The 25,778-nt window shown below is 66.3% G+C and carries 24 protein-coding genes; 9 read left to right on the plus strand and 15 right to left on the minus strand.

Going from position 1 to position 25,778, the window contains the following annotated elements; genetic code table 11:
• Positions 1 to 47: 47 nt before the first annotated feature.
• Positions 48 to 290: a hypothetical protein gene (locus tag ASG79_RS02515; protein WP_056388231.1), complete on the plus strand. Its 243-nt coding sequence runs from the start codon at positions 48 to 50 to the stop codon at positions 288 to 290.
• 96 nt (positions 291 to 386) lie between these two features.
• On the opposite strand, the gene ASG79_RS02520 is transcribed toward ASG79_RS02515, so the two are convergent.
• On the minus strand, positions 387 to 1,082 hold the full coding sequence (locus ASG79_RS02520) for a 4-carboxy-4-hydroxy-2-oxoadipate aldolase/oxaloacetate decarboxylase (RefSeq protein ID WP_056388233.1): 696 nt from the start codon (positions 1,080 to 1,082) through the stop codon (positions 387 to 389).
• 46 nt (positions 1,083 to 1,128) lie between these two features.
• Positions 1,129 to 2,337: an aspartate transaminase gene (locus ASG79_RS02525; RefSeq protein WP_056388235.1), complete on the minus strand. Its 1,209-nt coding sequence runs from the start codon at positions 2,335 to 2,337 to the stop codon at positions 1,129 to 1,131.
• A gap of 302 nt (positions 2,338 to 2,639) precedes the next feature.
• Here ASG79_RS02525 and ASG79_RS02530 point away from each other — a divergent pair, with 302 nt between their 5' ends.
• The 5 genes from ASG79_RS02530 to ASG79_RS02550 all read left to right on the plus strand — a co-directional run bounded on the left by ASG79_RS02530 (position 2,640) and on the right by ASG79_RS02550 (position 7,761).
• Entirely contained in the window at positions 2,640 to 3,203 is a 564-nt protein-coding gene (locus ASG79_RS02530; RefSeq protein ID WP_224084218.1) for a hypothetical protein, read from the plus strand.
• A 322-nt stretch (positions 3,204 to 3,525) separates the two neighbouring features.
• The gene (locus tag ASG79_RS02535; protein WP_056388237.1) at positions 3,526 to 4,905 is read left to right on the plus strand and encodes an MFS transporter; all 1,380 of its coding nucleotides are present in this window, start codon (positions 3,526 to 3,528) and stop codon (positions 4,903 to 4,905) included.
• A gap of 353 nt (positions 4,906 to 5,258) precedes the next feature.
• On the plus strand, positions 5,259 to 6,119 hold the full coding sequence (locus ASG79_RS02540; RefSeq protein ID WP_235509714.1) for an SDR family NAD(P)-dependent oxidoreductase: 861 nt from the start codon (positions 5,259 to 5,261) through the stop codon (positions 6,117 to 6,119).
• 144 nt (positions 6,120 to 6,263) lie between these two features.
• Complete coding sequence (locus ASG79_RS02545) at positions 6,264 to 6,563, plus strand: DUF4193 domain-containing protein (protein WP_018772148.1); 300 nt, start codon at positions 6,264 to 6,266, stop codon at positions 6,561 to 6,563.
• 127 nt (positions 6,564 to 6,690) lie between these two features.
• Entirely contained in the window at positions 6,691 to 7,761 is a 1,071-nt protein-coding gene (locus ASG79_RS02550) for a quercetin 2,3-dioxygenase (protein ID WP_056388239.1), read from the plus strand.
• A 108-nt stretch (positions 7,762 to 7,869) separates the two neighbouring features.
• Here the strand turns inward: ASG79_RS02550 and ASG79_RS02555 are convergent, their stop codons facing one another.
• Genes ASG79_RS02555 through ASG79_RS02570 form a run of 4 tightly spaced genes read right to left on the minus strand, consistent with a single transcriptional unit; the run spans position 7,870 to position 12,737 of the window.
• Positions 7,870 to 9,114 carry a DUF3500 domain-containing protein gene (locus ASG79_RS02555; RefSeq protein ID WP_056388241.1) on the minus strand — a complete coding sequence of 415 codons (1,245 nt, stop codon included), beginning with the start codon at positions 9,112 to 9,114 and terminating at the stop codon, positions 7,870 to 7,872.
• Positions 9,092 to 10,918 (minus strand): FAD-dependent monooxygenase, encoded by a 1,827-nt coding sequence (locus ASG79_RS02560; protein ID WP_018772151.1) that lies wholly within the window; start codon positions 10,916 to 10,918, stop codon positions 9,092 to 9,094. Before ASG79_RS02560 ends, ASG79_RS02555 begins: the two co-directional genes overlap by 23 nt.
• Positions 10,918 to 11,799, minus strand: a complete 882-nt coding sequence (locus tag ASG79_RS02565) for a fumarylacetoacetate hydrolase family protein (protein ID WP_056388243.1) — start codon at positions 11,797 to 11,799, stop codon at positions 10,918 to 10,920. Before ASG79_RS02565 ends, ASG79_RS02560 begins: the two co-directional genes overlap by 1 nt.
• 56 nt (positions 11,800 to 11,855) lie before the next feature.
• Positions 11,856 to 12,737, minus strand: a complete 882-nt coding sequence (locus ASG79_RS02570) for an alpha/beta hydrolase (protein WP_056388245.1) — start codon at positions 12,735 to 12,737, stop codon at positions 11,856 to 11,858.
• A gap of 253 nt (positions 12,738 to 12,990) precedes the next feature.
• Here ASG79_RS02570 and ASG79_RS02575 point away from each other — a divergent pair, with 253 nt between their 5' ends.
• Positions 12,991 to 13,743 (plus strand): MerR family transcriptional regulator, encoded by a 753-nt coding sequence (locus tag ASG79_RS02575; protein WP_056388246.1) that lies wholly within the window; start codon positions 12,991 to 12,993, stop codon positions 13,741 to 13,743.
• A gap of 17 nt (positions 13,744 to 13,760) precedes the next feature.
• Here ASG79_RS02575 and ASG79_RS02580 read toward each other — a convergent pair whose 3' ends face one another.
• The 9 genes from ASG79_RS02580 to ASG79_RS02620 form a co-directional block, all read right to left on the minus strand.
• Positions 13,761 to 14,243: a hypothetical protein gene (locus ASG79_RS02580; protein ID WP_018772155.1), complete on the minus strand. Its 483-nt coding sequence runs from the start codon at positions 14,241 to 14,243 to the stop codon at positions 13,761 to 13,763.
• Entirely contained in the window at positions 14,240 to 16,705 is a 2,466-nt protein-coding gene (locus ASG79_RS02585) for a molybdopterin oxidoreductase family protein (RefSeq protein ID WP_056388248.1), read from the minus strand. Before ASG79_RS02585 ends, ASG79_RS02580 begins: the two co-directional genes overlap by 4 nt.
• Positions 16,706 to 16,831: 126 nt before the next feature.
• Positions 16,832 to 17,830: a bile acid:sodium symporter family protein gene (locus tag ASG79_RS02590; RefSeq protein WP_056388250.1), complete on the minus strand. Its 999-nt coding sequence runs from the start codon at positions 17,828 to 17,830 to the stop codon at positions 16,832 to 16,834.
• A 105-nt stretch (positions 17,831 to 17,935) separates the two neighbouring features.
• Positions 17,936 to 19,495 carry an o-succinylbenzoate--CoA ligase gene (gene menE / locus ASG79_RS02595; RefSeq protein ID WP_056388251.1) on the minus strand — a complete coding sequence of 520 codons (1,560 nt, stop codon included), beginning with the start codon at positions 19,493 to 19,495 and terminating at the stop codon, positions 17,936 to 17,938.
• A gap of 7 nt (positions 19,496 to 19,502) precedes the next feature.
• Entirely contained in the window at positions 19,503 to 20,831 is a 1,329-nt protein-coding gene (locus ASG79_RS02600; RefSeq protein ID WP_018772159.1) for an MFS transporter, read from the minus strand.
• A gap of 119 nt (positions 20,832 to 20,950) precedes the next feature.
• Positions 20,951 to 21,406 carry a MaoC family dehydratase gene (locus ASG79_RS02605; protein WP_018772160.1) on the minus strand — a complete coding sequence of 152 codons (456 nt, stop codon included), beginning with the start codon at positions 21,404 to 21,406 and terminating at the stop codon, positions 20,951 to 20,953.
• Between the two features lie 59 nt (positions 21,407 to 21,465).
• A complete protein-coding gene (locus ASG79_RS02610; protein ID WP_056388253.1) occupies positions 21,466 to 22,680 on the minus strand; it encodes an acyl-CoA dehydrogenase family protein in 1,215 nt (404 codons plus the stop codon).
• A gap of 1 nt (position 22,681) precedes the next feature.
• Positions 22,682 to 23,572: an amidohydrolase family protein gene (locus tag ASG79_RS02615; RefSeq protein ID WP_056388255.1), complete on the minus strand. Its 891-nt coding sequence runs from the start codon at positions 23,570 to 23,572 to the stop codon at positions 22,682 to 22,684.
• A gap of 2 nt (positions 23,573 to 23,574) precedes the next feature.
• Entirely contained in the window at positions 23,575 to 24,513 is a 939-nt protein-coding gene (locus ASG79_RS02620) for an SDR family NAD(P)-dependent oxidoreductase (RefSeq protein ID WP_056388257.1), read from the minus strand.
• Positions 24,514 to 24,647: 134 nt separating this feature from the next.
• Here ASG79_RS02620 and ASG79_RS02625 point away from each other — a divergent pair, with 134 nt between their 5' ends.
• Complete coding sequence (locus ASG79_RS02625) at positions 24,648 to 25,115, plus strand: MarR family winged helix-turn-helix transcriptional regulator (RefSeq protein ID WP_056388259.1); 468 nt, start codon at positions 24,648 to 24,650, stop codon at positions 25,113 to 25,115.
• 323 nt (positions 25,116 to 25,438) lie between these two features.
• Positions 25,439 to 25,753 carry a PASTA domain-containing protein gene (locus ASG79_RS02630; protein ID WP_018772165.1) on the plus strand — a complete coding sequence of 105 codons (315 nt, stop codon included), beginning with the start codon at positions 25,439 to 25,441 and terminating at the stop codon, positions 25,751 to 25,753.
• Positions 25,754 to 25,778 lie beyond the last annotated feature (25 nt).

A 25,778-nucleotide genomic window follows, 5' to 3' on the forward strand; every position in this document is an offset into this window, starting at 1 on the left:
TCGCCAACGGCGTTTACCCGGCACAAATGATTCCCTTGGAGCCCAGCATGAAAAAGATCACCAGCCTGCAATACCGGAAATCCTCGGAACGAAGGATCCAGCTTAAGGCCAGCACCGGTTCGCATTGCCCCACCAATGGTTTCTGGCGGGCCGAGGACGGCGCTGCCTCGGATCCGGTGTTTGTCTTCGAGGGCAGCATGATGCCGCCGGGCAAGCGGGGATCCACCATGTGGTACCTGGACGACTCCCAGGTGGGGCCGCCTGCGTATCTTCTTCCCGGGATGAACTGAGGTGGCTTGAACCACCGCACCGCCGGCGGCCAACAGAAGGCCCGGAGTTCCAGAAGGAACTCCGGGCCTCTGTGGTTTAACCCCATCGGTGTGAAGCTACAGCGCAGGTTCCAATTCGGCGTCCTCCACCAGCAGCCCCTTGGCCTTCAGGACCTCGGTCAGCTTGCACAACTCGATGGTGGTGCCACCCTCCTTGTAGCGGCGGATGAGGTCGTCCTCAGCGTCCACGCGTGCCTGCGACAGCCTGATGACTTCCTCGATCTCATCCTTGCGGACCACCACCACACCGTCGGCATCACCCAGCAGGACATCGCCCGGGTAGACAATTTCGTCGCCGAACACCAGGGGATGGTTGATCGGGCCAATGGTTTCCTTGACGGTCCCCTTGATGCAGACACTGCCGGAGAACACCGGCAATCCGAGTTCAATCAGGTCCTTGGTGTCGCGGACGCCTGAATCCGTAACCATACCCGCCAGGCCTTTCGCCTTCATGGCGTTGCCCAGCACATCGCCGAATGTCCCGGCTTCCTCGTACTCACCGGCTGCCACCAGGACAACGTCGCCCTGCTTGGCGTAGTGAATGGCCACCTGAAGCATCAGGTTGTCCCGCGGTGCACAGACCACGGTGACGGCGGGGCCGCAGAAGGACATGCTGCGGTCAATCGGCTTGATCTTCGAACTCACCGCACCTTTGCGGCCCTGGGCTTCATGCACGGTGGCAGATGAGAACTTGGAGAGCCGCTGAACGGCATCTTCGGAAGGGCGGTCGAATTTCGTTTTGACATGGATCATGAGGTGCTCCTGTTTTGTAGAAAGCGTGGGCAAAGCAGTGATTGGGTCAGGCCAGCGCCCTGACGGCCTTTTCGATGGCAGCGATGGAATCCTCGATCACCGGCAGGCCGGTGGCATAGGAAATCCGGAAGTAGGGGCTTAGTCCGTACGCCGAACCCTGGATGACGGCAACGGACGCCGCTTCCAGGAGATACAACGTGAAGTCCTCGTCGTTGCTGATCCGCCTGCCGTCGGGTGTCGTCTTGCCGATGACCCCGGCGCAGTTGACGTACGCGTAAAAGGCGCCTTCCGGCGTCGCGCACTGCAGGCCATTGACCGCGTTAAGCCCGGCGACTGCCGCATCACGCCGTTCGCGGTACACCTCCACGCTTTCGCGGACGAACGCATGGTCTCCCGTGAGCGCCGCGGCGGCAGCCGCCTGGCTGATCGAGGACGGGCAGGAGGACATTTGGGACTGCAGCTTGTTAATGGCAGCCACCAGGGGCGCCGGGCCGCCGGCGTAACCCAGCCGCCATCCGGTCATCGCGTAGGCCTTGGAGACCCCGTTGGTGACCAGCACACGGTCCTTAAGCTCAGGGGCAACGGCCACGAGACCCGTTATGGGCTCTTCGCCGAAGTGGATCTCGTCGTAGATCTCATCGGTGAGGACATAGACGTCAGGGTGGTCCTTGAGGACGGCGGCCAGGCCTGCCAGTTCTTGGCGGGAGTAGACCGCTCCGGTGGGGTTGGAGGGCGTGTTGAGGATGACCCACTTGGTGTGCTCCGTCAGTGCGCCTGCCAGTGCCTCGGGGGTTAGTTTGAAACCGGTGTCCTCACCACAGGAAACGATGACGGGGGTGCCTTCGTTGGCGAGCACCATGTCCGGGTAGGAGACCCAGTACGGCGCTGGAATGACAACTTCGTCGCCCGGATCGAGGGTGGCCATGAACGCGGTGAAGATGACCTGCTTGCCGCCTCCCCCGATGGTGATTTCGCCGGCGGTGTACTGCTGCCCTGTTTTGCGGTGCAGCGTCTGCAGGATGGCCTTTTGCAGTTCGGGCGTCCCGGTGACCGATGTGTACTTGGTTTCACCACGGTCGATGGCCGCGAAGGCAGCGTCCTTGATGTGCTGGGGCGTGTCGAAGTCCGGCTCGCCGACCGTCAGGTCCAGGATCCGGCGGCCCTCGGCCTTGAGCTCCCGGACACGGGCCGCCGCGGCAACGCTGGGTGAGGATTTGATACGGGTTACGCGTGATGCGGGCACGAATTCAGGCATGGTGTCTTCCAGGCTTCCGGTACGGATGGGGGTGGTTCATTTGAGCCTAGGGAAGGAGCCGCCCCCTTGGATAAGACCTAAAGTGCGTGGACAGATAAGCAGCCCTTATGACGGAGCACCTAGAACTTTCGCCTATTGCTCCAAGTACTTTCGGTATTGCCCTGCCGGTTTGACCGGGGCGTAACCTGCAGGGTGGATAACGGGCCCAATGAAGGCACACCGCCGGCCCCCGCGACGCCTCCACGTCCGACGGGCGGGAAGCCGCGCGGGCAGGCGAACACCAACGGAGACAAGGAGCAGAGGTGCCCGGCAGAAAAATTCACGATCGGATACCTCCGCGTTCAGCCAGGACCGGCACGGGCGCGGCCGGCGCGGCAGCGTACCGGTACCGGGGCGTCCCGAAGCCGGACCCCGCCACGGCCCGAGCCCAACAAGTCCTGGCCATGCTGGCCCAGCTGAGGACGACCCTCGCACTTCGGTCCAGCAGGGTACGTGCCCTCACCGCCGAGTTGGGTGATTGCCTTGCCCAGGCCGTGTGCGATGGCGTGAAGGTTGCCGCCGTCGCGAAGGCCGCCGGACAGCCTGCAGCAAGTATCCGGTCTGCCGCGCTGGCACGCGGCGAGCTGTACCCGTCCGGCCAAACCCGGAGCGGGCATCTTCACCTCATTGCGGGATTGGCTTCAGAGCTGGCGGCAGCAGAAGGCGCCCGGAACGACGCGGAAGAACAACGAACGCAGGTTCTGGCCCTGGCCAGGAAATCCCGGCTCCTTGACGACTACCAACTTGCCGGGGCAAGCGGGCTTAAGTCCGACGAAATCCGCAAAATGACCAGGGGCGTCGGCTTGCGTGTGGCCCAGCCGCAGTAATCGTCCCGCCTGATCCCCGGCCGGCGGGCCGGCGGGCCTTCCGCCCTCCCATCCCCGTCCCACGGCGAGCTTCCGTGTTGTCCAAGGTCTCCGGTCCTTCGGCTCCAAGCCATAACAAATCGCTATGTAGGTACATAAAAGCCGACTTTGTGTGACCCATACCGCAAACGTTAACTTGATGTTTGAGGCCGGTCCGCAAAGCCGTAAACACGATTTGCGAGAGAGCTCACAGCAGGACCAACAGGACATTCCACTCAAGATCTCTTTCCGAGAGCCCAGGTTTAGCGGCAACCGGTGTTCACCCATCACCCACGGAGACGAAATGACAGAAACCACACTTCCCAGGAAGACCCCGGTCAAGGCCGCAATCGCGGCCTGGATCGGTACGACGTTGGAGTACTACGACTTCGCGGTGTACGGCACCTCGTCGGCGCTGGTTCTGAACGTGCTCTTCTTTTCACCCGAGCTGCCCCAGGGCCTCAGCGTACTGCTCGCCATGATCACCTTCGCGGTCGGCTACGCGGTGCGCCCCCTCGGCTCCCTCATCCTGGGGCCGCTGGGCGATCGTCGCGGCCGCAAGTTCGTCATGATGATCACACTGTTCGGCATCGGCGGCTGCACCTTCCTGATCGGGTGCCTCCCCACATACGCCCAAATCGGGCCTCTTGCTCCAGTCCTGCTCGTGCTGATCCGGGTCATCCAGGGACTGTGCCTTTCCGGCGAGCAGCCCAGTGCCATCACCATGAGCCTGGAGCATGCTTCCGAAGGCCGGCGCGGGTTCCTCGCGAGCTTCACCACCTTGGGTTCCTCCTCCGGCACGCTGCTCACCCTGCTGGTCTTCATCCCGATCGCCGCCATGCCCTCGGAGCAGTTGCTGAGCTGGGGTTGGCGGCTGCCGTTCTGGGCCTCCGCCCTCGTAGTCGTCGCTGCCTACCTGATCCGCCGCCACATCGAAGAGCCGCCGGAGTTCGTAAAGGCCCAGGCCGCCAAGGTGAACGTTGCTCCCCTCCGGCATCTTCTGCGCTTCCACTGGCGTGCGGTGCTGCGGATCGTGTTCTGCGCCCTCATCGCGGGCACGAGCTACATGATGCAGACCTTCTCGGTGGCATTCGGTACCGCCGGATACAAGCTGGATAAGCCGACCATGCTCCTGACGACTACCGTCTCGGCCGTGATCGCCCTCGGCATCACGCCCCTCGCAGGATTCCTTGTGGACAAGATCGGCCGCAAGACGATGTTCCTCATCGCAACGGGCGGCGTGGGCGTCACGATGGTCCCCTACCTGTGGTCAATCACGACCGGGAACTGGTCGCTGATCTTCCTGTTCGGCATCATCAACTACTCCCTCTTCTACTCAATGGTGAACGCGTCCTGGCCGTCATTCTTCGCGGAGATGTTCCCCGGCCGCCTGCGCGTCTCCGGACTCGCCCTTGGGACTCAAGTCGGCTTCGCCATCTCGGGCGTCATCGGCCCCGTTCTCTCGACAGCCCTCGCTGGCCCCGACCTGAAAGATTGGGTCGGACCGTCCATGGTCGCGCTCGGGTTCATGGTCCTGGCCGGAGCCTCAGCCCTGACCGCCAAGGAGACCAAAAAGTACACCCTCAAGGAGCTCGACGAGGTGCAGCAGAGCGAACGGGAAACGTCCGTCCTCACGGCCGCGGCCATGTCCCCAAGCTCAGCTGCCCGCGGCCTCGCCGGTTAGACCCAAAAGCTGGATGACGGGATATCTCCCTTGAGATGATCACGGACTCGCTGAACGTCCCACAACGTTGATTCAGTTGTGAACAAGTGAAGACCTCTTAGTGACGGCACCAACAGCCAACCATTAAGAGGTCTTCCTGTCGCCAGGGCCGCTCCGGCTGGCTGCAGCACGCCAACCAAAACTTCAACGGCCGCGGCTACCGGTCCGAAGCACGACGGGATCCGCAAGCTGACCAGGGGCATCGCTGCACCGTAACGGCCCGGGCACCTGAGTCCGGTCCGGAAGGCTCTGGCCAGATCTACCGGATAGTGCTGGGATAGTCCCGGAACACGGACTCGCTGGAGGCGATGGGCATGGCACGGTTGAACGGGCGTATTGCGTTGGTGACCGGTGCCACCGGTGGGATCGGGCGGGCAGTGGCTGCCGGCCTTGCCCGCGAAGGCGCAACTGTCGTGGTGGTGGGCCGGACCGTGGCGCGTGCCCAGGCGGCGATGGCCGATATCCGGACCCGCGTTCCGGGCGCGGAGCTTGAGCCGCTGGCCTGCGACCTGTCACTGCAGTCTTCGATCCGCTCTGCCGTGGACGGGTTCCGCTCCCGTCACGGCAGGCTGGATGTGCTGGTGAACGCGGCCGGCGTGTTCCGCAAGGAACGCCTTGAAACTGCCGAAGGGCTGGAGCTCACCTTCGCCACCAACGTGATGTCCTACTACCTGGTCACCGGGCTCCTGCTGGACGATCTCAGGAAGGGTGCGTCCGCCGCCCTGCCGTCGCGCGTCATCAACATCGCGTCCAAGTACGGCAATGTCCGGATCCCGTTCGATGACCTGCAGACGGCGAAGGGGAAATACAGCTTCCTCCGTTCCACGCCGCCCACCATGCTGGGCCGGGTCCTCCTGACCCAGGAATTCGCCGCCAGGCTGCGTGGAACAGGGGTGGTGGTCAACGCCGTCCATCCCGGACTGGTGAAGAACACGGGGCTGTTGCAGGACGTGGGCGGCCCGTTCCGGTGGATCACGAACACCCTGGGAAAGTCGGCAGAGAAGGCTGCCGACACGCCGCTCTGGCTGGCAACCTCACCCGAGACGGCGGTGCTGACCGGCAAGCTGTGGGCAGGCCGGAAAGAGCTTCCCACCCCCGGCATGGGTTCTGACCCGGAGGCGCGGCGGCGGCTGTGGGACGCCTGTGCCGGTCTGGCGGGGACTGACTTCCGGTGAGCGCCACCGTTCATGCCCGCCGCACGGGCGGCATGCCGGGGCGGCGCCGGATGCCGGGGCACGGGAATTTGTTGCCCGCGTCCGGCGTTGTCGATCTGTCCAGAACAATCTGGACATCAGCAGCTGGACAGGAGAACACACCACATGTCAGTTGACTACGACGCTCCACGGGTCACGCCCGAGGAAGAGCCGAACGTCGCCCTGGAGGAGCTGAAGTCCGATAAGTCCGGCCGCCGGGAGGCAGCTCCCGACATGGACGAAACGGACCTGGCGGACAGCTTCGAGCTGCCCGGCGCGGACCTCTCCAACGAGGAACTCCTCATTCAGGTGGTCCCGGTGCAGGCAGACGAATTCACCTGTATGTCCTGCTTCCTGGTCCACCACCGCAGCCAGTTGGCGCGCGAGAAGGATGGCAAGAAGTACTGCAAGGAATGTGAGGGCTAGCAGGGGCACGACGGCCAACTGCGTTCGGTTTCCAACCATTGGAATCTGCACTCGTGGCCGGAGCGATGGACAGCCATGATGTAGGTCACGCTCCGGCAAAGGCCGGCCGACTGGAAAGAAGGAAACCATGTCCCTCAGCGTTGAGGAAATGAACAAGCAACTCCCGGCGGCCAACGTGCTGCCCGGAGAGGCAGTCCCGTATTACATGGCGTCGGGCGAGGGCGCGCGCTACGAAATCAACGGCCAGTTAGTAACGGTCATCGCCCGCGCCGCCGATACGGGCGGCATCTTCAGCGCGGCCTACATCTCCGGCGGAATGGGGGCCGAATCCCCCTTTGTCAGCCACAGCATCGAACACAAGACCCTCTACGTCTTCGACGGGATCCTGCACGTCTGGCTGCCCGGCGAGAGCAGGATCCTCACCCCCGGAGACTCCGTGGTCATCCCGCCGAACACCCCGCACGCCTACCGGATGGCTGCCCACTACACCCGCTTCCTGAACTGGATGACGCCCGGCGGCGGCGAGAAGTACTACGAGCGGGTGGGAACGCCCATCGACTCCCACGTCCCGCCCGTCCGGCCAGGACACAAGGCCAGCCTGCAGCAGCAGGCCGAGGTGGGTGCGGAGTTCGGCATCACCTTCCCTGATATTGAGCGCGTGGCCCCGTCGTTCAGGAACGACGCCGGCCTGCCGCCTACCCAGAGTCCCTACTTCCTGAGTGCCGGGGAGGGTGAGCGGATGGTCAGTTACCAGACCATGTATACCTACCTGTCCCGGCCGTCCAACACCGGCTCGAACTACTTCGCCGTTCACACCAAGGGCGCCAAGACACCCTACATTCCGCTGCACTTCCACTCCCAGCACACCGAGAACTTCCTCTGCACCGAGGGACGGATGTGGCTCTACGCCAACGGCCGCGAGATGCTGCTGACCAAGGGTGACTTTGTGCACGCCCCCGGGGGAACCATCCACTCGTTCGCGTTTGATGCCCACAACACCCAGATGGTGGGGTTCCTGACGCCGTCCGTGTTCAACGGGTTCTTCGAGTACTTCAACGAGCCCACCGAAGACTACATGTACACCGAGGGCGGCGAGCCCTACATGGACATGGAAGGCTTTGGGCGTGCCCAGGCCGAGATGGACCTGACCGTGGTGGGCCCGCCGCCGCAGCGCCGCGCGGCACTGGACATCCCCTAACCGCTGCTCCCAAGGCCAGGGCCCGGACTTCCGAAAGGAAATCCGGGCCCTGGCTTTGTCATCAATCCATTGCTCCGTAGCGGCCGTTCCGGACACTCAAAACGGCAGTTACGGAGCAGCCGATGGGTATTGCCTGACAAGTTCGCGGCCGTAGTCGTTGCCGTTGGGGGTGCGGACCACGGTGTGCATGTGGAACGGGGCAGGTTCGTCGTTGCTGAGGAACACGCCGGTGTGGTGGTCCAGTTCCAGCACCACCACAGGGCTTTGCAGGCGGAAGTAGAAGGCCTCCTCCCCCTCCCAGCCGCCGATCCAGCTGAAGAACGATTCACCGTAGTGCTGCTGGATCTCCCGGCACCGCGCGGCGCGGGGCCCGTCCGGCAGGTAGGCGATGAAGTCATCCACCACCGCGTCCAGCAGTTCACGGGCCTCCGTGGGCATATCCCGCACGGGGATGCCCTCACAGGGGATCACCCGGTTGTCCTGGAAGCACCCGCCAAGGTGCCGCTCGTCGCCCGGGTGGAGGCGGCCTTCGGGCATGGCCGCGTCCACCATCGACGCGTAGACGGTGGCGCCAGCCCGGAGCTGGGCGGGCAGCGCGCCCATCAGCTGCCGGGCCAGGGCGATGCGCTCCTTGAACACCTTCACGCCCCGGTGCGGGCCGGCGTCGATCATGTCCGGTTCGGCGCCCATGAACACCGGCGACACCACCAGCTGCGTCCCCGCCACCAGGCAGTTCAGCGCCGCGTGGTGGCCGAAGAGCTGCCACCCCCACGGTTCGGTCTCGGACGGTTCGCCGTAGAGGGCAAAGTTGTAGCTGAACTCGTTCATGAGCAGCGGCAGCTCCACCAGGTCGCCCAGGAACCCGTTGATGCGCATCAGGTTCCGCACCAGCTCAAACCCCTGCGGGCTCAGGCTTGCTTCCACCACGCCCAGGGCAGCGTCGCGGACCGGTGGTTCCAGCTCATCCAGGCGCAGCCCGGTATCGTGCTGCATGAATTCGGGGTTGGCCCAGCTTTGCCACTCGGGCGCATCCACGGCGTAGCTGAGCTTCCGCGCCTGGTCCGCAGTGACGGTGCCCAGCAGCTTGCGGGCCGCGGCCACCATCTCCGCGGCAGGCGCTTCCTCCCCGGGCCCGGCCGGTGCCAGCGGGTACAGGCCTTCCCGGCGCACGCCGTCGCTGGTGATGCCGGTGAAGGGCTGCGGGTACAGCTTCTGCCAGCCTTCGATCATGGGCCCGGCGAACGGGTCGGTCTTGGCAGCTTCTGCGTACTCGCGGGCGTTCAGGCCCCGGATGTCCGCCACGCGCGGGTGGTCCGGGGGAAACAGGTAATCACGGAATGACGGCGTCGACACGGTTGCTCCTGGTGTTCTCAAGGGAAGTGGGCGACCATCCGGCCGCCACGGATAGGGCTGCGCCCGCGGCGGGGGCGGAATTTCCGCGCCAGGCCACGTGCTGGTCCGGGCGGACCAGCACGGCGTTGGCGCCCCACACGTGGGAAAGGGGCCTGCCGTCGTCGGAAGGTCCGACGACTGCGACGGTCACCGGAACGCCCGTCCGGGCGGCGGCCGCCAGCACCGGCTGGGCGACTTCAGCCGCGGTCGCGCCTGCCGCGCCGGCGTCCACCAGCAAGGTGAATCCGGTGCCCAGATGGCTGTACAGGGAGGTGCCGTCCGCCAGCCATGCGTGCGGCAGCAGGGCGCCCGGGCTGGCGGAAGGTACGTAGCGGATGGGGTCTTCGGCCGGGACTGGCAGGCCGTCGGGAACCACGAGGGCCGACTCCGCGTACGAGTAGCCCAGGACCAGGCCCAGGGAGTCGAACTCGCTCTGCTTCACGGCGAGCGCGTCGTGGGCAGCCCGGCGCGCAGCGTCACCACGGGTCCCGGCAAGCGCCAGGTGCGGATCCGCAAAATGGTACGCCAGGGCCTTGCCGTTCTCCGCGGCGTCGCGGATGGTGCGGGCTGCCACGGGCCGGCGTTCTTCCCCGTAGCTGGGCAGGAGGCCGGGGCCTGCCCAGCCGTTGACGGCGGCGGCGAGCTTCCAGGCCAGGTTGGCGGCGTCGCCGATGCAGGTGTTGAAGCCGTGGCCGCCCCATGGCGGGTTGAGGTGGGCGGCGTCGCCCACCAGGAAGATGTTGCCGCGGCTGTACTCCGGGGCCAGCAGCATGCGGGCCGTCCAGGGGTCCGTGGCCACCACTTCGACGTCCACCTCAGTGCCTACCAGCGCCCGGACCATCGCGGCAGCATCGGCGGCGGTGACGGTCACGGCCGGATCCACGCCCTGGACAATCGCCCACCAGGTGTCGGTGCGGTCCATGGGCCCCACCATTCCCGAGGTCTCCGATCCCACCACCCAATACTGCACGGCAGGATCCAGCGAGACGGCGGAGGCCAGTGACCGTGAACGGAACAGGATGCTGATGTTGGACAGGGCTGCGGAGCCGCCCTCCAGGCGCATCCCCAGGCTGCGGCGCACCGCAGAGGATCCGCCGTCGGCGCCGATAACGTAGTTCGCGCGGATGGTGCGGCAGGTACCGGAAACATCGGCGATGACGACGGCGTACGGCGCCGTGGCTGCCACGCCTTCCGGATCAGCGGCATCTTCGGGAGCGGCGGCGTGGGAAAGTCCGGCGTGATGGCTGCCGGCTTCGTCTCCGCGGGCGCCCGGCCCCTGAACCTCCTGGACCTCCTGGACAGACCACCCGGTCACAAACGTGACCAGCGGGTTGTCCGCGACAGCCGCGCGGAGCACCTCTTCGAGGACCGGCTGCGGCACCTGCTGGCCGCACTCCGGCTGGGGCCCGTAGGTGCCGGGAACCAGCTGGAAGGCGTGCCGGAACCGGCGGAGTTCATGTGCGGAAGGCCCGGTGAGCGCGGTGCAGAAGATGACGTCCCGGGCGTAGTCCACCGGCAGCGGCGAAGCCTTCCGGAGCGCGTCGGCAAGGCCCAGCCGGCGCAGGTGCGTCATGGTGCGGGCATTGGTGGTCTTGGCCCGGGGCCGGGTGGGGTCCACGGCGGTCCGGGGATCGATGACGGTGCTGGGGACCCCGCGGGATGCCAGGTCCAGGGCCAGGAACAGCCCGCTGGGGCCGCCGCCGGAAACCAGGACCCGCGCCTCCTCCGGGATGTCCGCGGGGCCGGCGTTCTGGAACGTGCTCATCAGGCACGGCTCCGGAGGGAGAGATCGCCCACGGGCGTGGTCAGGGTGCCGAGCTTCTCGATCTCCACCTCGACGGTGTCACCGGGCTGCAGCAGCCACTGCGGGGTGCGGGCGTACCCCACGCCTTCCGGTGTTCCGGTGGCAATGACGTCGCCCGGATGCAGGGTGAACGTTTGGCTGATGAGCGCGATGATGGCCGGGACGGAGAAGATCATGTCGCGGGTGTTGCCGTTTTGGGCTTCGATTCCGTTCACGCGCGTGCGCACCTGCAGCCCGTCCCGCAAGTCGCCCACCTCGTCGCGGCTGACCAGTGGACCAAGGGGTCCGCTGAAGTCGCCGTTCTTGCCCAGGGTCCACTGCGACGTCAGTTTCTGGGCCCTGCGGGAGGTGATGTCGTTGAAGGTGGAGTAGCCAAAGACGGCGCCGGCAGCTGTTACCTCATCCGCGGACTCGACGCGCCGGCCGATGTAGGCGGCCACTTCGCCCTCCCAGTCCAGTCCCGCCTCGCCGGCCGGGACGGGAACCGGGACGTTGCCCACGGACAGGGACGCCGTCCAGCGGGCAAACAGGGTGGGGTACGGCGGCAGTTCGTGGTCCTTGAAGCTGCCTTCCGCCACGTGCGCCTTGTAGTTCAGGCCCACGCAGATGACCCGTGCGGACGCCGGGACGAGCGGCACTTCGGTGACGGTGCCGCGCTCCAGCCAGGCGCCGGCGTCGGACGCGTCATGCTGTGCCGCGCCGGCAACCTGTGTTGCCGCTTTGTCCTGCCAGCCTTCCGCGTCGGTCCAGAAGCCGGCGACGGGTGCCAGCGGGAGGACGCGGGAACCGGCGAGCGCTGCTGCCCAGGGTTCGCCGTGGTGCGTGATGCCAATGAACTGCATGGAGGTGCCTTTCGGGTGTGTTCCGGGCGCATGGCGCACCGAAGGAAGTGGGGAAATCAGTGCTGCTTTGCCTGCCGGCAAAGGAAATCAATGGTGGCGGCGGTTGCCTGCCCGGCCGCCGAGCTGCCGCCGTCCGGCAGCTGCCACATGTGGTCCGCGTCTTCCAGCAGGAGAAGTTCGACGGCGGCACCGGCACCTTCCAGCGCTGCGGCGAAGCTGGTGGACTGCTCCACGGGGACGAACCGGTCCGCCGTTCCGTGGATCAGGAGGAAGGGAGGCACGCCTGGATGCACATAGGTGAAGGGGCTGGCCGCCCTGGCCTTGTCCGGGGCGGCGGCCGGCTGCGCTCCGATCAACAGCGCTTCACGGGAGCCGGGGTCATCGGCGCGGGCTATGGCATCCGTCCTGGCCTGTTCGCCCATGCGTTCCAGGTCCGTGGGCGGGTACCAGGCCACGACGGCGGCAACCTGGTCATCGCCGTCGTGGTCCAGGGTGCCGGCCGGTTGGGAGGATCCGCCAGTCAGGCCCACGAGCGCGGCCAGGTGGCCGCCTGCCGAATCGCCCCAGGCGTAGATCCGGCGCGGATCCACGCCATAGTGGGCAGCGTGGGCGCGGAGCCAGCGGACCGCCGCCCTGGCGTCCAGCAGCTGGGCAGGGAAGGTGGCAACGTCCGTCAGGCGGTAGTCGGCGGAGGCCACCACGAACCCGGCGTCCACCAGCTGTTCGATGGGGCTGAGGCCGAAACCGTCCACCCCGGGCCCCAGCGAGGAACGCTCACCCATCCGCCAGCCGCCCCCGTGGAAGTGGATCACGGCAGGGCGTCCGCCCTGGTCCGGGCCCTCCCCGGGAGTACCGGGAAGGTAGAGGTCCAGCAGCAGCGGGACTGCGTTTTGGGGCCGGGCGAACTCGATCCCCCGTTGGATCCGCAGTACCGTCATCGTTGACTCCATGTATGCCGCGCCGTTTCTGTCCTGTGCCTTTGAGCGGGCCAATCCTGGGCTCCGCGTTCATGGACTCAACTCTGGGCCATGGACGGCTCCGGACGCGCCGCCGGTTTCACTGAATGAAACCCCTTCGGCTGCACCTTCCTTCTGTTCAAGCAGCGCCTTCTGTTCAAGGAGCGCCGTCTGTTCAAGGAGCGCCGTCCCAGGACTTGAACCTGACGCGGCGTCAGGTCCTACCGTTGGCGGTATGGAACATCTGGATGAACCGCGCTGGAGCATTGGCGAACTGGCCGCGGCCACGGGGGTCACTGTCAGGGCGCTGCACCACTACGACAGCATCGGGCTGCTCCAGGCAAGCGCCCGGACCACGGCAGGCCACCGCCGCTACACAGGCCAGGACCTCAGGCGCCTCTACAGCATCCGGGCCCTGCGGAGCCTGGGGGTGCCCCTGGGTGGGATCGCCGCCGTGCTGGACCGGTCGGGTGGCAGTCCGGAGTCCATGCGGGATCTCCTGCAGCGCCAACTGGACGCACTGGACGGGCAGGCTCTCCAGCTCGGGCAGCTCCAGCGGACCATCAGGGACCTGCTGGTCCGCATCAACCAGGGGGACGCCGCCCCCGCTTATTTCATGACCGTTTTGGAAAGGATGACGATGTTCGAGAACTACTTCACCGAGGACCAGCGCCGGGAGCTCGAGGAACAGCGCAAACGGCTGGGCCCGGAAGCCACCGAGGAATCCCGGACCGAATGGGCCGGGATGGTCAAGGAGGGCCTGCGCCAGGTGGACGCCGCTGTCCCTGCCAACAGCCCGGAGGCGAGGGAGCTGGTGCGCCGCTGGGATGAGCTGGGCTCCCGGTTCCACAGCAGCGAGGGCACCAAGGCGGCCGCCCGCGCCATGTGGAGCGACAACAGCGCCGAACTCAGCAAGGACCTGCCGTGGACGGTGCAGCAGATGCAGGCACTGGTGGCTCACCTGCAGGAAGCCCGTGAGGCGGGATAACCCGCTGACCAAGCCCCTCAGCTGACCAGGACCTGGGTGGCGGATTCCTTCAGCTTGCCGTTGGCCCACTTCATCTGGCGGATCGTTTGGGGATGGCACTTTTCGGCCAGGGCCAGCAGGTCCTTGTCCTTCATTCCCTGGGCAGCCTGGGCCAGCAGCTCCCAGTCGGCCGAGACCCCACACGCCATCAAGTACAGCTCCCGGAGGTCCCGCAGCAGCAGCATCCCGGTTTCCGGACGCCGGCCCACCATCTCACTGCCCTTCTCGCGGAGGGTCTCCATCAGCCCCGCTTCGCCGCGCGGCTCCGGGTCCAGGTCCTGGCCGTAGTTCCTGCCGATCTCCGCGATGTCCCGCACGTGCTGCTGGGACCAGCGCGCCAGGTCACGGGCCAGATGGTAGATCTCGTGGTCCACTTTGTGGCGCTCCGAGATGACCAGCAGGTGGTGTGCCAGGTCGTTCTCGGAGCGGTGCATTTCCTGAAGTACAAGCCCGAATTTCATCGTGCCCCTCCTGCCGTGCCGGTTTCTTCGTCAGCCAGGGCGGCGGCGGTCCCCTTGGTCCTGGCCTCTTCCGGGAAGTCGCCGACGGGAGCCGACGCCGTGGTGGTGGGCGCCAGGGACGGCCCGTCACCGCCGTAAACCCGGGTAATGCGCGCCGCCGCTGTCTTGAAGATGGGCTGCTTGGAGGCGGCGTCCCAGTCCGTGATGGTCAGCTCATTGGCCGCCCGGCCCGGGCCGTCCGGCCGGTGGCCGCCGTTGGTGTCCCAGTAGCCGTAGTGGAACGGCAGGAACAGCACCCCGTTCCGGATCCCGCTGATCCGCACCCTGGCACGGACTGAACCGCGGGGTGTCTCCACCTCTGCAAGGTCGCCCTCGGCAATCCCGTACGCGACGGCGTCGTCCACTGACAGCTCCACCCAGACGTCCGGCGCGGCCGCCTGCAGCTCCGGCGCCCGGCCTGTCTTGGTGCGGGTGTGGAACTGGTAGAGCGTGCGGCCGGTGATGAGCTGGAGCGGGAAGTCCCGGCTGGGCAGCTCGTGCGGCGGCATGTACTCGGCGGCCTTGATGATGGCCTTGCCCTCCGGGTTGAGGGCCTTGTATTCGGACGGCTCCACGGGCGCCCCGGTGATCAGGTCGCGGCCGTACGTTTCGCAGTACTCCGGGTGGGCCCAGAACTTCCCGTCGGCGTAAATGCGTTCCGTGCCGTCCGGGTTTTCCTCGTTGCACGGCCACTGGATGCCGGAGCCGCCGCGCAGCTTGTCATAGGTGATGCCGGTGTAGTCGCAGGGGCGGCCGCGGGTGCATTCCTTCCACGCTTCGAAGGCGGACTCTGGATCGTGCCACTTGATCAGCGGCTGCCCGTCCTTGTCCTGCAGGCCCATCCGGTGGGCGTAGTCGATGAAGATTTCCAGGTCGGGCCGGGCCTCACCGGGTGGGTCCACGGCCTTCTCCGACAGGTGGACGGTACGGTCCACGTTGGTGAAGGTGCCCGTCTTTTCGCCCCAGGTCGCAGCTGGAAGCACGACGTCGGCCAGCTGGGCGGTCTCGGACAGGAAGATGTCCTGCACCACCAGGAACAGGCGGTCCTGTTCCAGGATGCTGCGGATCCGCTTCAGTTCGGGCAGCGAAACGGCGGGGTTGGTGCCGCTGACCCACAGCATCCGGATGGAGCCGTCCTCCGCGTACCGCATCATCTGCATGACGTGCGTTGGCGGTGAGTAGTGCGGGATGGACATGGGGTCGATGTTCCACACCCTGGCGAGGTCCTGGATGTGGGCGTCGTTGGACCAGTTGCGGAAGGCGGCCAGGTCGCCGTCGGCCCCGCATTCGCGGGTGTTCTCCGCGGTGGGCTGGCCGTTCATCTGCAGGATGCCGCAGCCTGGCTTGCCCAGCATGCCGCGGATGATGTTGATGTTGTTGACCTGGACAGCGGCGGCGGTGGCCTGGTTGGACTGGTAGAAACCCTGAAGCACCGTGGACAGCAGCCGCTCGGCGTGGCCGATGATACGGGCGGCTTCGGAGATCTGCTCCGCCGGGACGCCGCAGATCTCCGCCACCAGTGCGGGCAGGTAGTTCCTGACCTCTTTTTCGAGCTCCGGGAACCCCACCGTGTGGGCCTTGATGTACTCGTGGTCCACCCAGCCGTTGGCGATGATGTCGTGCAGGATCCCATTCATCAGGGCCACGTTGGTGCCCGGCCGTGGCGCCAGATGCAGGGTGGCCGCCTTGGCCACGGGGGTGAGGCGGGGATCCACGCAGATGATCTTGGGCGGGTTGGGTCCGGCCAGGCGGTCCAGCATCCTGGTCCAGAGGACGGTCTGGGTTTCCGCCACGTTGTGCCCGTAGAGGGCGATCACGTCCGCGTGGTCCACGTCCGTGTAGGAGCCGGGCTGGCCGTCGCAGCCGAATGATTCCTTCAGCGCCTCTCCGGCAGTGGCAGTGCACAGGCGGGTGTTTCCGTCCACGTGATTGGTGCCGATACCGCCGTGCGCCAGGGTCCCCAAGGTGTAGTACTCCTCGGAAAAGAGCTGGCCCGTGGTGTAAAAGCCAATGGCGCTGGGGCCCTGTTCGGCCAGCAGCGCCTTGGAACGGTCCACCACGCGCTGCATGGCCGTGTCCCAGTCGGTTTCCACCAGCTTTCCGCCCTCGCGGATCAGGGGCGTGGTTAGCCGGTCGGCTGACGCGTTCGCCTGCCAGCCGTACAGGTCCTTCGGTCCCAGCCGGCCGTGGTTGACGCGGTCCACAGCCCGGCCGCGCACCCCGACAATGCGGTTGTCCTTGACCGCGATGTCCATGGCGTCGCCGTTGGAGTGCAGGAGGGACGCCGTCTGGACCCACCTGTCCACGCCCTCCGGGGCCACCCCTTCGGCCAGGTGGGTGTCCACCCTCACCGGCCACTCACCGCCACTGCCGTACGGTGTCCTTGTCCCCCATGGTTCAGCTATTCGGTCAATCCGAGCCATCTGTCCATCTCCTGTCCGGAACTGGCAGGCAACATCGGGAACGACGTTGTCCCTACCCGGTCCTGTACCCACGAAGTACGGATGGAAACAGGCCGGCTTCCGGGCCGTGGAGCGTGACGGCGCTGGTCAGGCCCGCTTTTCCTGCAGCGGGCGCCGGGCGAGCCAGGCAGCCACGATGGCGCCGGAAATGTTGTGCCACAGGGAGAAGACGGCGGACGGGAGCGCCGCCAGCGGGCTGAAGTGGGCGGTGGCCAGGGTCGCCGCCAGGCCGGAGTTCTGCATGCCCACCTCGAAGGCGAGGGCTCGGCGCGCCTTGTCGTCCAGGCGTCCGATTTTGCCGGCGAGGTAGCCCAGGCCCAGGCCAAAGCCGTTGTGCAGCACCACGGCAAGGAACACAATGGCGCCGGCCCCGATGATCTTGCCGGCGCTGCCGGCCACCACGATGGCCACGATCAGGGAGATCACGACGGCGGACGCCCACGGCAGTGCGGGCAGCACCTTTGCGACGAGCTTCTTGAGGAAGAGCCGGGCGAGCAGGCCTGCCACCACCGGCAGCAGCACGGTCTTGACGATGTCCAGGACCATGCCGGCGGCGTCGATCTGGAGGTAGGAACCGGCCAGGAACAGGACCAGCAGCGGGGTGACGATCGGGGCGATCAGGGTGGAGACGGATGCCACCGCCACCGAGAGGGCAACATCGCCCTTGGCCAGGAACGCCATCACGTTGGAGGCCGTACCGGAGGGTGCGCATCCCACCAGGATGACGCCGACGGCCAGCTCGGGCTCGAGGTTGAGGGCGCCGGCGATCAGCCAGCCGGCCCCGGGCATGATGATGTAGTGGGCAACGATGCCCAGTGCCACCGCCCACGGACGCTTGGCCACCGCGGCGAAGTCCGGCGGAGTCAGGGTCAGGCCCATGCAGAACATGATGATGCCCAGCAGGTAGGGCACGCTGGGCGCCATGGGTTTGAAGACCCCGGGGAGCAGGAAGCCGATGACACCTGCGGCCACCACCAGGATGGGGAACACCGTCACCGCGATGCGTGCGATCTTGCTCTCCGCTTGCAGCGCAGGGTTGACGGGTGTCCCGTCCGGGGAATTATGGGATTTAGTTGCCTCAAGCATCCAACCATGCTGTCACTGGCTGGTATGGTTCCGCCAATTGATGACCGTGAACGGTAACAACGGCGGAACCATACGGGCCAGCGGGCACCTGCCCCGTTTTGGTGCTCAGAGCTGCTTGCGGAGCTCCATCTTGCGGATCTTGCCGCTGGCCGTGCGGGGCATGTCCGCCACCACCACCAGCGACTTGGGAATCTTGTACCGGGCCAGCCGGCCGTCCAGGAAGCTGCGCAGCTGCTCCTCCGTCAGCGATTCGCCCTCCCGCAGGGTCACGATCGCCTGGGGAACCTCGCCCCATTTGTCATCGCTAACCCCGATGACCGCCACGCTGCTGACAGCCCTGTGCTCCGCGATCACGGCTTCCACCTCGGCCGGGTAGATGTTTTCCCCGCCGGAGATGATCATGTCCTTGAGCCGGTCCGAGACGAACAGGAAGCCTTCCTGGTCCCGGTAGCCCATGTCCCCGGAGCGGAACCAGGCCCCGTCCGCGTAGCTGGCGGCGGTGGCCTCCGGCCGGTTCCAGTACTCCTTGATCACATTGGGGCCGGAGATCTGGATCTCCCCCACCCCGCCCGGGGCCACTGCACCGCCCATCGGGTCGGCGATCCGGACGTCCGTGAAGAAGTGCGGCAGGCCTGCCGAGCCCGCTTTGTCCCGGGACCTGTCGACTGGAAGCATGGTGGCGCCCGGCGCTGTTTCGGTCATGCCGTAGCAGCTGGTGAAGCCGATGCCGCGGTCCTCGTACGCATCCAGGACGCGGCGGGGGATGGCGGAGCCGCCGCAGGTGAGCTTGTCCAGGGAGCTGACGTCCGCCGCGGCCCATCCCGGATGCTCGCAGAGGAGCTGGAACGTGGTGGGCACGCCGTTAAGGGTGGTCACCTTGTGCTCCTGGATGAGTTCCAGGACCCTGGCGGGATCGAACTTCGCCTCAAGCACCACGGTGGCACCCTTCAGCAGCATCGGCAGCAGGCCCATGTCCAGCGATGCCACATGGAACAGCGGCGAGATCATCAGCGCCACATCGTTTCGGTTCAGGTCCATGTCCACGATGGTGTTGATGCAGTTCCACGTGATGTTCCCGTGGGTCAGCAGGGCACCCTTGGGCTTGCCCGTGGTGCCGGAGGTGTAGAGGATCATCGCCGCGTCATCGTGCCCCACCGGCACGTCGGCGGGATCCGGTGCCGCAGCCTGCAGCGCCTCCTCGTAGGGTGCCACCTCACAGGGAACGACGGCGGCGGGTGAGGTGCCGGCGGAAGGTTCCGTCCCGCCGTCGGCCGCTACAACCAGCCGGTGGGTGACGCCCGTACCTTCCAGGGCAGCAGCGGCAGACGCCTCCAGGGCGCCGGCGTTGACCAGGAGCCGGGCCCCGGAATCCTGCAGCTGGAACTGCAGTTCCGGCGGAGCCAGCCGGGTGTTGAGCGGCACGAAGATGGCACCGAGCAGGCCGCAGGCAAAGAACGTTTCCACGAAGGAAGGGTGGTTCTCGCCCAGGTAGGCCACCCGGTCGCCCTTTGCCACTCCCCTGTCCCGGAGCGCGCTGGCCAGGCGGTCGGTCCTGTCGGCCAACTCTTCATAGCTCAGCGTGCGGGCTCCGGACAGGATGGCTGCCTTGGCCCCTGACTTCCGGCGGCGGCGGTGCAGCCAGGATCCAACTCCGTTGTTGTCCATGGTTCTCCTAACGGACCGTGGTGAGGTCGTTGTTCTTAGACTCGCGCGTCAGGGCGATGAAGACAATCGAGACGAGGGCCATGACGGACAGGAACACCACCACGGGAACGATGCTCTGGCCGGAGTCCTTGTAGAGCCCGGCCAGGATTCCGGGGGTGAAACCCGCCCCGATCAGGGTGGCCAGCTGGTAGCCCACCGCGGCACCGGTGTAGCGGGACGTGGTGCCGAACTGTTCGGAGACGAAGGCTGCCAGCGGCCCGTACAGGGATGAGTGCAGGACCAGTGCCACGGTAAAGGCCACGAAGACAAGCCCGACGTTGCCGGAGCCCAGCATGCCGAACATGGGGAAAAGGTACGCGATGAACAGGGCCAGTCCGGCAATCATCACGGGCCTGCGGCCGAAACGGTCGGACAGGCGGCCGCCCAGGAGGACGAAGATGATGGAGATGGCCGAGGCTCCGGCGAAGGCGTAAAGCACGCCCTGCTGCGGCGCCCCCTTGGACACGGCATACGTCACTGAGAACGTGGGCAGTACCACCTGCAGCCCGAACCCGGCGGCGCCGGCGAACATGATCATGATCAGGGCCTTGGGCCGGCGCAGCACCTCAAGCAGCGGGATCTTGCGCTTGGTGGTTGCCTGGGCCTCTTCCTTGGCCACGGCCTCGGCGAAGATGGGGCTCTCCGAGACCCGCAGGCGGACAAACATGCCCACGATCAGCAGCACGAAGGACAGCAGGAACGGCACCCGCCACCCCCAGGCCAGGAACGCGTCCTGCGGCAATGCCGAGAAGATGCCCATTACCACGGTGCCCAGCACGGCGCCGGTGGGGGCGCCGGCGTTGACGAAGGAGGCGGCGAAACCGCGCCGCCTGGGGTCGGCGTGCTCCAGGGCCATGAGCGCGGCACCGCCCCATTCACCGCCGACGGCGATGCCCTGGCAGACGCGCAGGAGCACCAGGATCACGGCGCCCCACGGCCCGATGACGCCGGCGCCGGGAATCAGGCCGATGAGGGTGGAGGCGATGCCCATCATGGCCATGGAGATGATCAGCATTCCCTTGCGGCCCACCTTGTCACCGAAGTGGCCGAAGATGATGCCGCCCAGCGGCCTGGCCACGTACCCGGCGGCGAAGGTGGCGTAGGCCGCCACCACGCCCACCCATTCGTCCGTGCCGGCGAAGAAGACCTTGGGGAAGGCCACCGCTGCGGCCGTGGCGTACAGCAGGAAGTCGTAGAACTCGATGGTGCTGCCCAGATAGCTGGACAGGATGACCGTGCGCGCTTCCTTGCGCTTGGCGGCCGTGCCCGCGGGTGCGAGCGTGGTGTGTCCGGACATGGCTGTTCCTAGGGTTTGGGGAATGGGGTACGGAGGGAAGGGGATTTTGGGGTTGCCTGAAGAGGCGGCGCCGTGTGGTGCCGCCGGCGTGGTGAAGGGGTTACTGCCGGTAGTGCGGCCTACTTGTAGAAGCGGGCGAGGAATTCGGCGACGACGGCGGGGCGTTCCTGGCCTTCGATTTCGATGGTGGCGTTGACCTTGATCTGGGCACCGCCCTTGACCTCGGTGACCTCGGCGATGGTGGCCTGCATGCGGACCTTGGAGCCGACCGTCACCGGGGAGGTGAAGCGGACTTTGTCCAGGCCGTAGTTGACCTTGGTGGTGACGCCGTCCACGTCGAACAGCTCGCCCCAGAACGGGATGATCAGCGACAGCGTCAGGAAGCCATGGGCGATCGGGGCGCCGAACGGGCCGTCCTTGGCGCGTTCGGGATCGGTGTGGATCCACTGCTGATCGTCGGTGGCGTCGGCGAAGAGGTTGATTTGTTCCTGGGTGATCTGGCGGTAGTCGGTGGTGCCGAGGTCCTTGCCGGACAGGGTGAGCAGGGTGTCGAAATCGACGACGAGATTGGGCATCGTTGCCTCCTGGCAGTTGTTTCTTCGAGTGTGGAAGTTAGGTTCAGCGGGTGGGTGGTTCAGCGGGTGAAGGCGCTTTCGCCCGTGAGGGCGCGGCCGATGATGAGGGCGTTGATCTCGTGGGTGCCCTCGTAGGAGTAGACGGCTTCGGCGTCGGCGTGGAAGCGGGCCACATCCGTGGCCAGCGTGATGCCGTTGCCGCCCACCACCTCGCGGGCAAGGGCTACGGTGTCACGCATGAAAAGGGACGTCTGCATCTTTGCCAAAGCAGAGTCCTGGTCACGGTAGATGCCTTTGGCCTGCTGCTCGGTAAGCCGGACCACCAGGGACAGGGCGGCGGTGACGTTCCCCAGCATGCGGGCCAGTTTTTCCTGGACCAGCTGGAAGGAACCAAGGGTGCGTCCGAACTGCCGGCGTTCGTTGACGTAGGCCAGCGCGGCCTCGAACGCGCCGGCGGCGATGCCGGTGGCGATCCAGGCCACATCCGAGCGCATGGCCCGGAGCATTGCCGCGACGTCCCTGAAGGAGTTCACGTTCTGCAGGCGCATCGACTCAGGGACGCGGACACCGGTGAGGGTGATGTGGGCGTTCTGCATCATCCTGAGCGACGTCTTTCCGTGGATCTTTTCCAGCGTGATTCCGTCCGCGGCGCGGTCCACGAGGAAGGCCTTGACCTGCCCGTCCGCGGCGTCCCGGGCGAACACGGCCAGGACGTCCGCGGTGGCTGCGCCCCCGATCCAGCGCTTGGCGCCGTCAAGGACCCAGCTGCCGTCAGCCTGCCGCCGGGCGGTGGTGGACAGTCCGCCGGCGATGTCCGAACCGGACCCGGGTTCGGTCAGCGAGAAGACGCCCTTGAGCGAGAAGTCGATGACCCTGGGCATCCATTCGGCCTGCTGTTCCGCCGAGGCACCCACGCGGATGGCCGTCCGGAACAGGCCGGCCTGGGCGGTGTACCAGGTGGCCAGGGACGCGTCGGTGCGGGCAAGTTCAAAGATCCGGAAGCCCTGGTAGATGCCCCGTGCGGGTCCGTCCGCCGTGAGCCCGGCCGGTTCCATCAGGTCCAGGTCGATCAGCGGCCGCGCCAGCTGTTCGGGAAACTCGCCGCGTTCCCAGTATTCGGCCAGGAGCGGCCTGGCTTCCGCGTCCAGGAATGACCGCAGCCGGGACAGGACCTGGCGCTCCTCGAGCGTGAGCAGGGACTCGGCGTCGTACCAATCCGCTGCTTCGTAAAGCCGGGCACCCAGGGCGGCATCCGCCGTCGTCAGCGTGCCCATGTCAGCCGCCCAGCCCGAGCAGGCGGACCGCGTTGCCCTTGAGGATCTTGGGCCGGACCTCGTCCTTCAGCGGGAGGTCGGCGAACGCTCCCAGCCATTTCTGCGGGGTGATCAGCGGGAAGTCGGTGCCAAACAGCACCTTGTCCTGAAGGTAGGAGTTGGAGGCCTTGACCAGCGACTCCGGGAAGTACTTGGGCGACCAGCCGGAGAGGTCGATGAAGACGTTGGCCTTGTGCGTGGCGATGGAGTTTGCCTCGTCCTGCCACGGCACCGACGGGTGGGCCATGATGATCTGCAGGCCCGGGAAATCGGCGGCCACGGCGTCCAGCAGCAACGGGTTGGAGTAAGCGAGCTTGATGCCATACCCGCCGGGCAGGCCCGCTCCCATGCCGTTTTGGCCGGTATGGAAGATGGCGGGCAGGCCCAGTTCCTGGAGCGTCCCCCACAGGGGGTAGAAGCGCTCGTTCGAGGGGTCGAAGCCCTGGAGGGACGGGTGGAACTTGAAGCCGCGGGCACCGAGCTCCACCGCCTGGTGCTTGGCCCCGGCGATGGCGTCCTCACCCGTGCGCGGGTCGACACTGCCGAACGGAATCAGTACGTCGTTGTTCCGGGCGGCGCCGGCGATGAGTTCGGGGATGCTGTTGGGCTCATGCTTGAGCTGGGTGCGGGCGTCCACGGTGAAGACGACGGCGGCCATGTTCAGTCCGCGGTAGACCTCGGCGATACGGTCCAGGGACGGGGTGCGGTCTTCAGCCTTGAAGTACTTGGCCGATGCTTCGGTCAATGCCTCAGGCAGCGACCCGTGCCCGCAGCTGTCCACCTCGAGGTGTACGTGCATGTCGATCGCCTCGAGTTTGGCGGGGTCGATGCCCAGTTCGTATCGGTCTGCCATGATCAGCGCGCCTGGACCGGTTCGGGCTGCAGTTCTGCAGGCAGCGGCAGGAATTCCTCGCCGTAGCCCTGCAGCGTGTCCCGGTTGAACAGCTGGCCGGCGTTGTCCAGCAGGGCCTCATAGGTCCAGCCGCCGTCGCGGTATTCCGTGGTGGCCGCTTCCGGGTGGGTCCAGACCTGCAGACGGTCACCGCCGGCGCCGATGGCCTGGCCGGTGATGTTGGCTGCCTCGTCGGAGGCGAGGAAGGCAACCAGTCCGGAGACGTCGTCGGCCGTTCCAAAGCCGAGGTCATGGCGGAAGAAGGACGGCATGGCCTCGCCACGCTCGTCCGCCTCCACTGCCTTCTGGAAGTACGGCACGGTCTTGGTCATGGCGGTGGCGGCCACCGGAATGACGCTGTTGACCGTCACGCCCGCCTTCTTCATTTCCAGCGCCCAGGTGCGGACCATGCCCACGATCCCGGCCTTCGCCGCAGCATAGTTGGTCTGGCCGAAGTTGCCGCGCTGGCCCGTGGGGGAACCGATGGTGACGATGCGTCCCTGCACGTTGTTTTCCTTGAAGTAGCCAAACGCCTCCCGGACGCAGGTGAAGGTGCCCTTGAGGTGCACGTTGATGACCAGGTCGAAGTCCTCGTCAGTCATCTTCAGCAGGGACTTGTCCCGCAGGATCCCGGCGTTGGTGACCAGGATGTCCAGCCGCCCGAACGCGTCGACGGCGCCGGCCACCAGGGCCTTGGCCGCGTCCGTGGTTCCCACCGGAACCACCACAGCGGTGGCCCGGCCTCCGTCGGCCTCGATCCGGGCCACGGCCTGCGCGGCGGTTTCAGCGTTCACGTCATTGATAACGACGGCGGCACCCTGGCGGGCCAGTTCCCTTGCGTAGGCGAGGCCGAGGCCCTGCCCGCTCCCGGTAACGATTGCAACTTTGCCGTTCAAGCTCATGGCCTGCTCCTTCGCATGCGCCGGCCGAAGCCGTTGGGGTGGTCCCACTGCGGTGTGAGATCCTTGTTGGATTCAATGAAATTACGGATCATTGAAAAAGTCAACGATTGTTTTTTACCAGTACCGGAGTTGTGATGGCCACCTTGGGCACAGACGTTCAGACCCCGCGCCTTGCGGCAGCCAGGATCGGCAGTGACGTGGGACTGCTGCTTGCGAAGCTGCATGCCGCAGGCTCGGTCCTGAACAACAGGGCACTGGCGGACTTCGGCCTGCGGGAGCGCTCCTTCTCAGTCCTGACACTGGCGTGCAGCGGGCTGGAGCCGACGCAGCGGGAGCTTGCCGACTTCCTCAGCCTGGACCCGAGCCAGGTGGTCACCCTCGTGGACGATCTGGAACGCCGCGGCCTGGTGGAACGGGCGCAGGGCAAGCAGGACCGGCGCGCCAAGATCATCGTCTCCACTGCCGAGGGGCGGAAGATGCACGCGAAGGCCCGCACCGCCATGGACGCGGCCGAACTGAACCAGCTGGCCGTGCTGTCCGGGGAGGAGTCGCAGGAACTGAAGCGGCTGCTCCGCAAGGCACTGTGGGGCGCGGCGGAGTAGGCAGCTGCCTGGATTTCTGTAATTCTCATCGTCCCGCTGTGGCTACCACGACCCCGACGTTTCTTCGACGAGGTCTCGGACGACTCAGAATCCCCTGACGCCTCCCGTCAAACGCCGGGTCCCCACGGCAGAGCCGCCTAGTCACCGCCTATGCAGTACACGTCATCCGAGCGTCCGCTGAAGGATCCTCCAAAGGGCACCCAGCGCGCTTTTGGAACCAAGAAATCGCGTTGGCCAGGCCCGCCTGACCACCGGCAGTATTTTGGTGACGAAGAAGGTTGGTTTCACCGTTCTAGCTGGTCAGGCTCAAAGGAGTTGCAGAGATGGATGATCGTCAGAAGCTGGCTGTTCCCGATCTGGTTGGGCAGCCTGTGCACATTGCCCAAGAGATGGCGGCGAACATTGGGTTTGGTCTCGCGTCCGGGGACCCTGACGGGCCGGGGCTCCGTTCGCGTACGTGGCCAGGGCTGTTCTGGGTGACTTCCCAAGATCCGTCTGCCGGGTCGTTCCTTGAGCGGGGGAGCCAAATTAGGATTACTTTCGTTCAGGACGGTCAAGCCCGAAGCGACGTGCCGGAGGAGACGGGCGGGCCGACCCCCTCACTTAAGAGTCATGCGGAGGCTGAGAAGGACGAGTGAGCGATGTTCGGTGAGGGATCGTCCA

Source organism: Arthrobacter sp. Soil761, from assembly GCF_001428325.1.
In the GTDB taxonomy this organism is placed as follows: Bacteria; Actinomycetota; Actinomycetes; order Actinomycetales; family Micrococcaceae; genus Arthrobacter.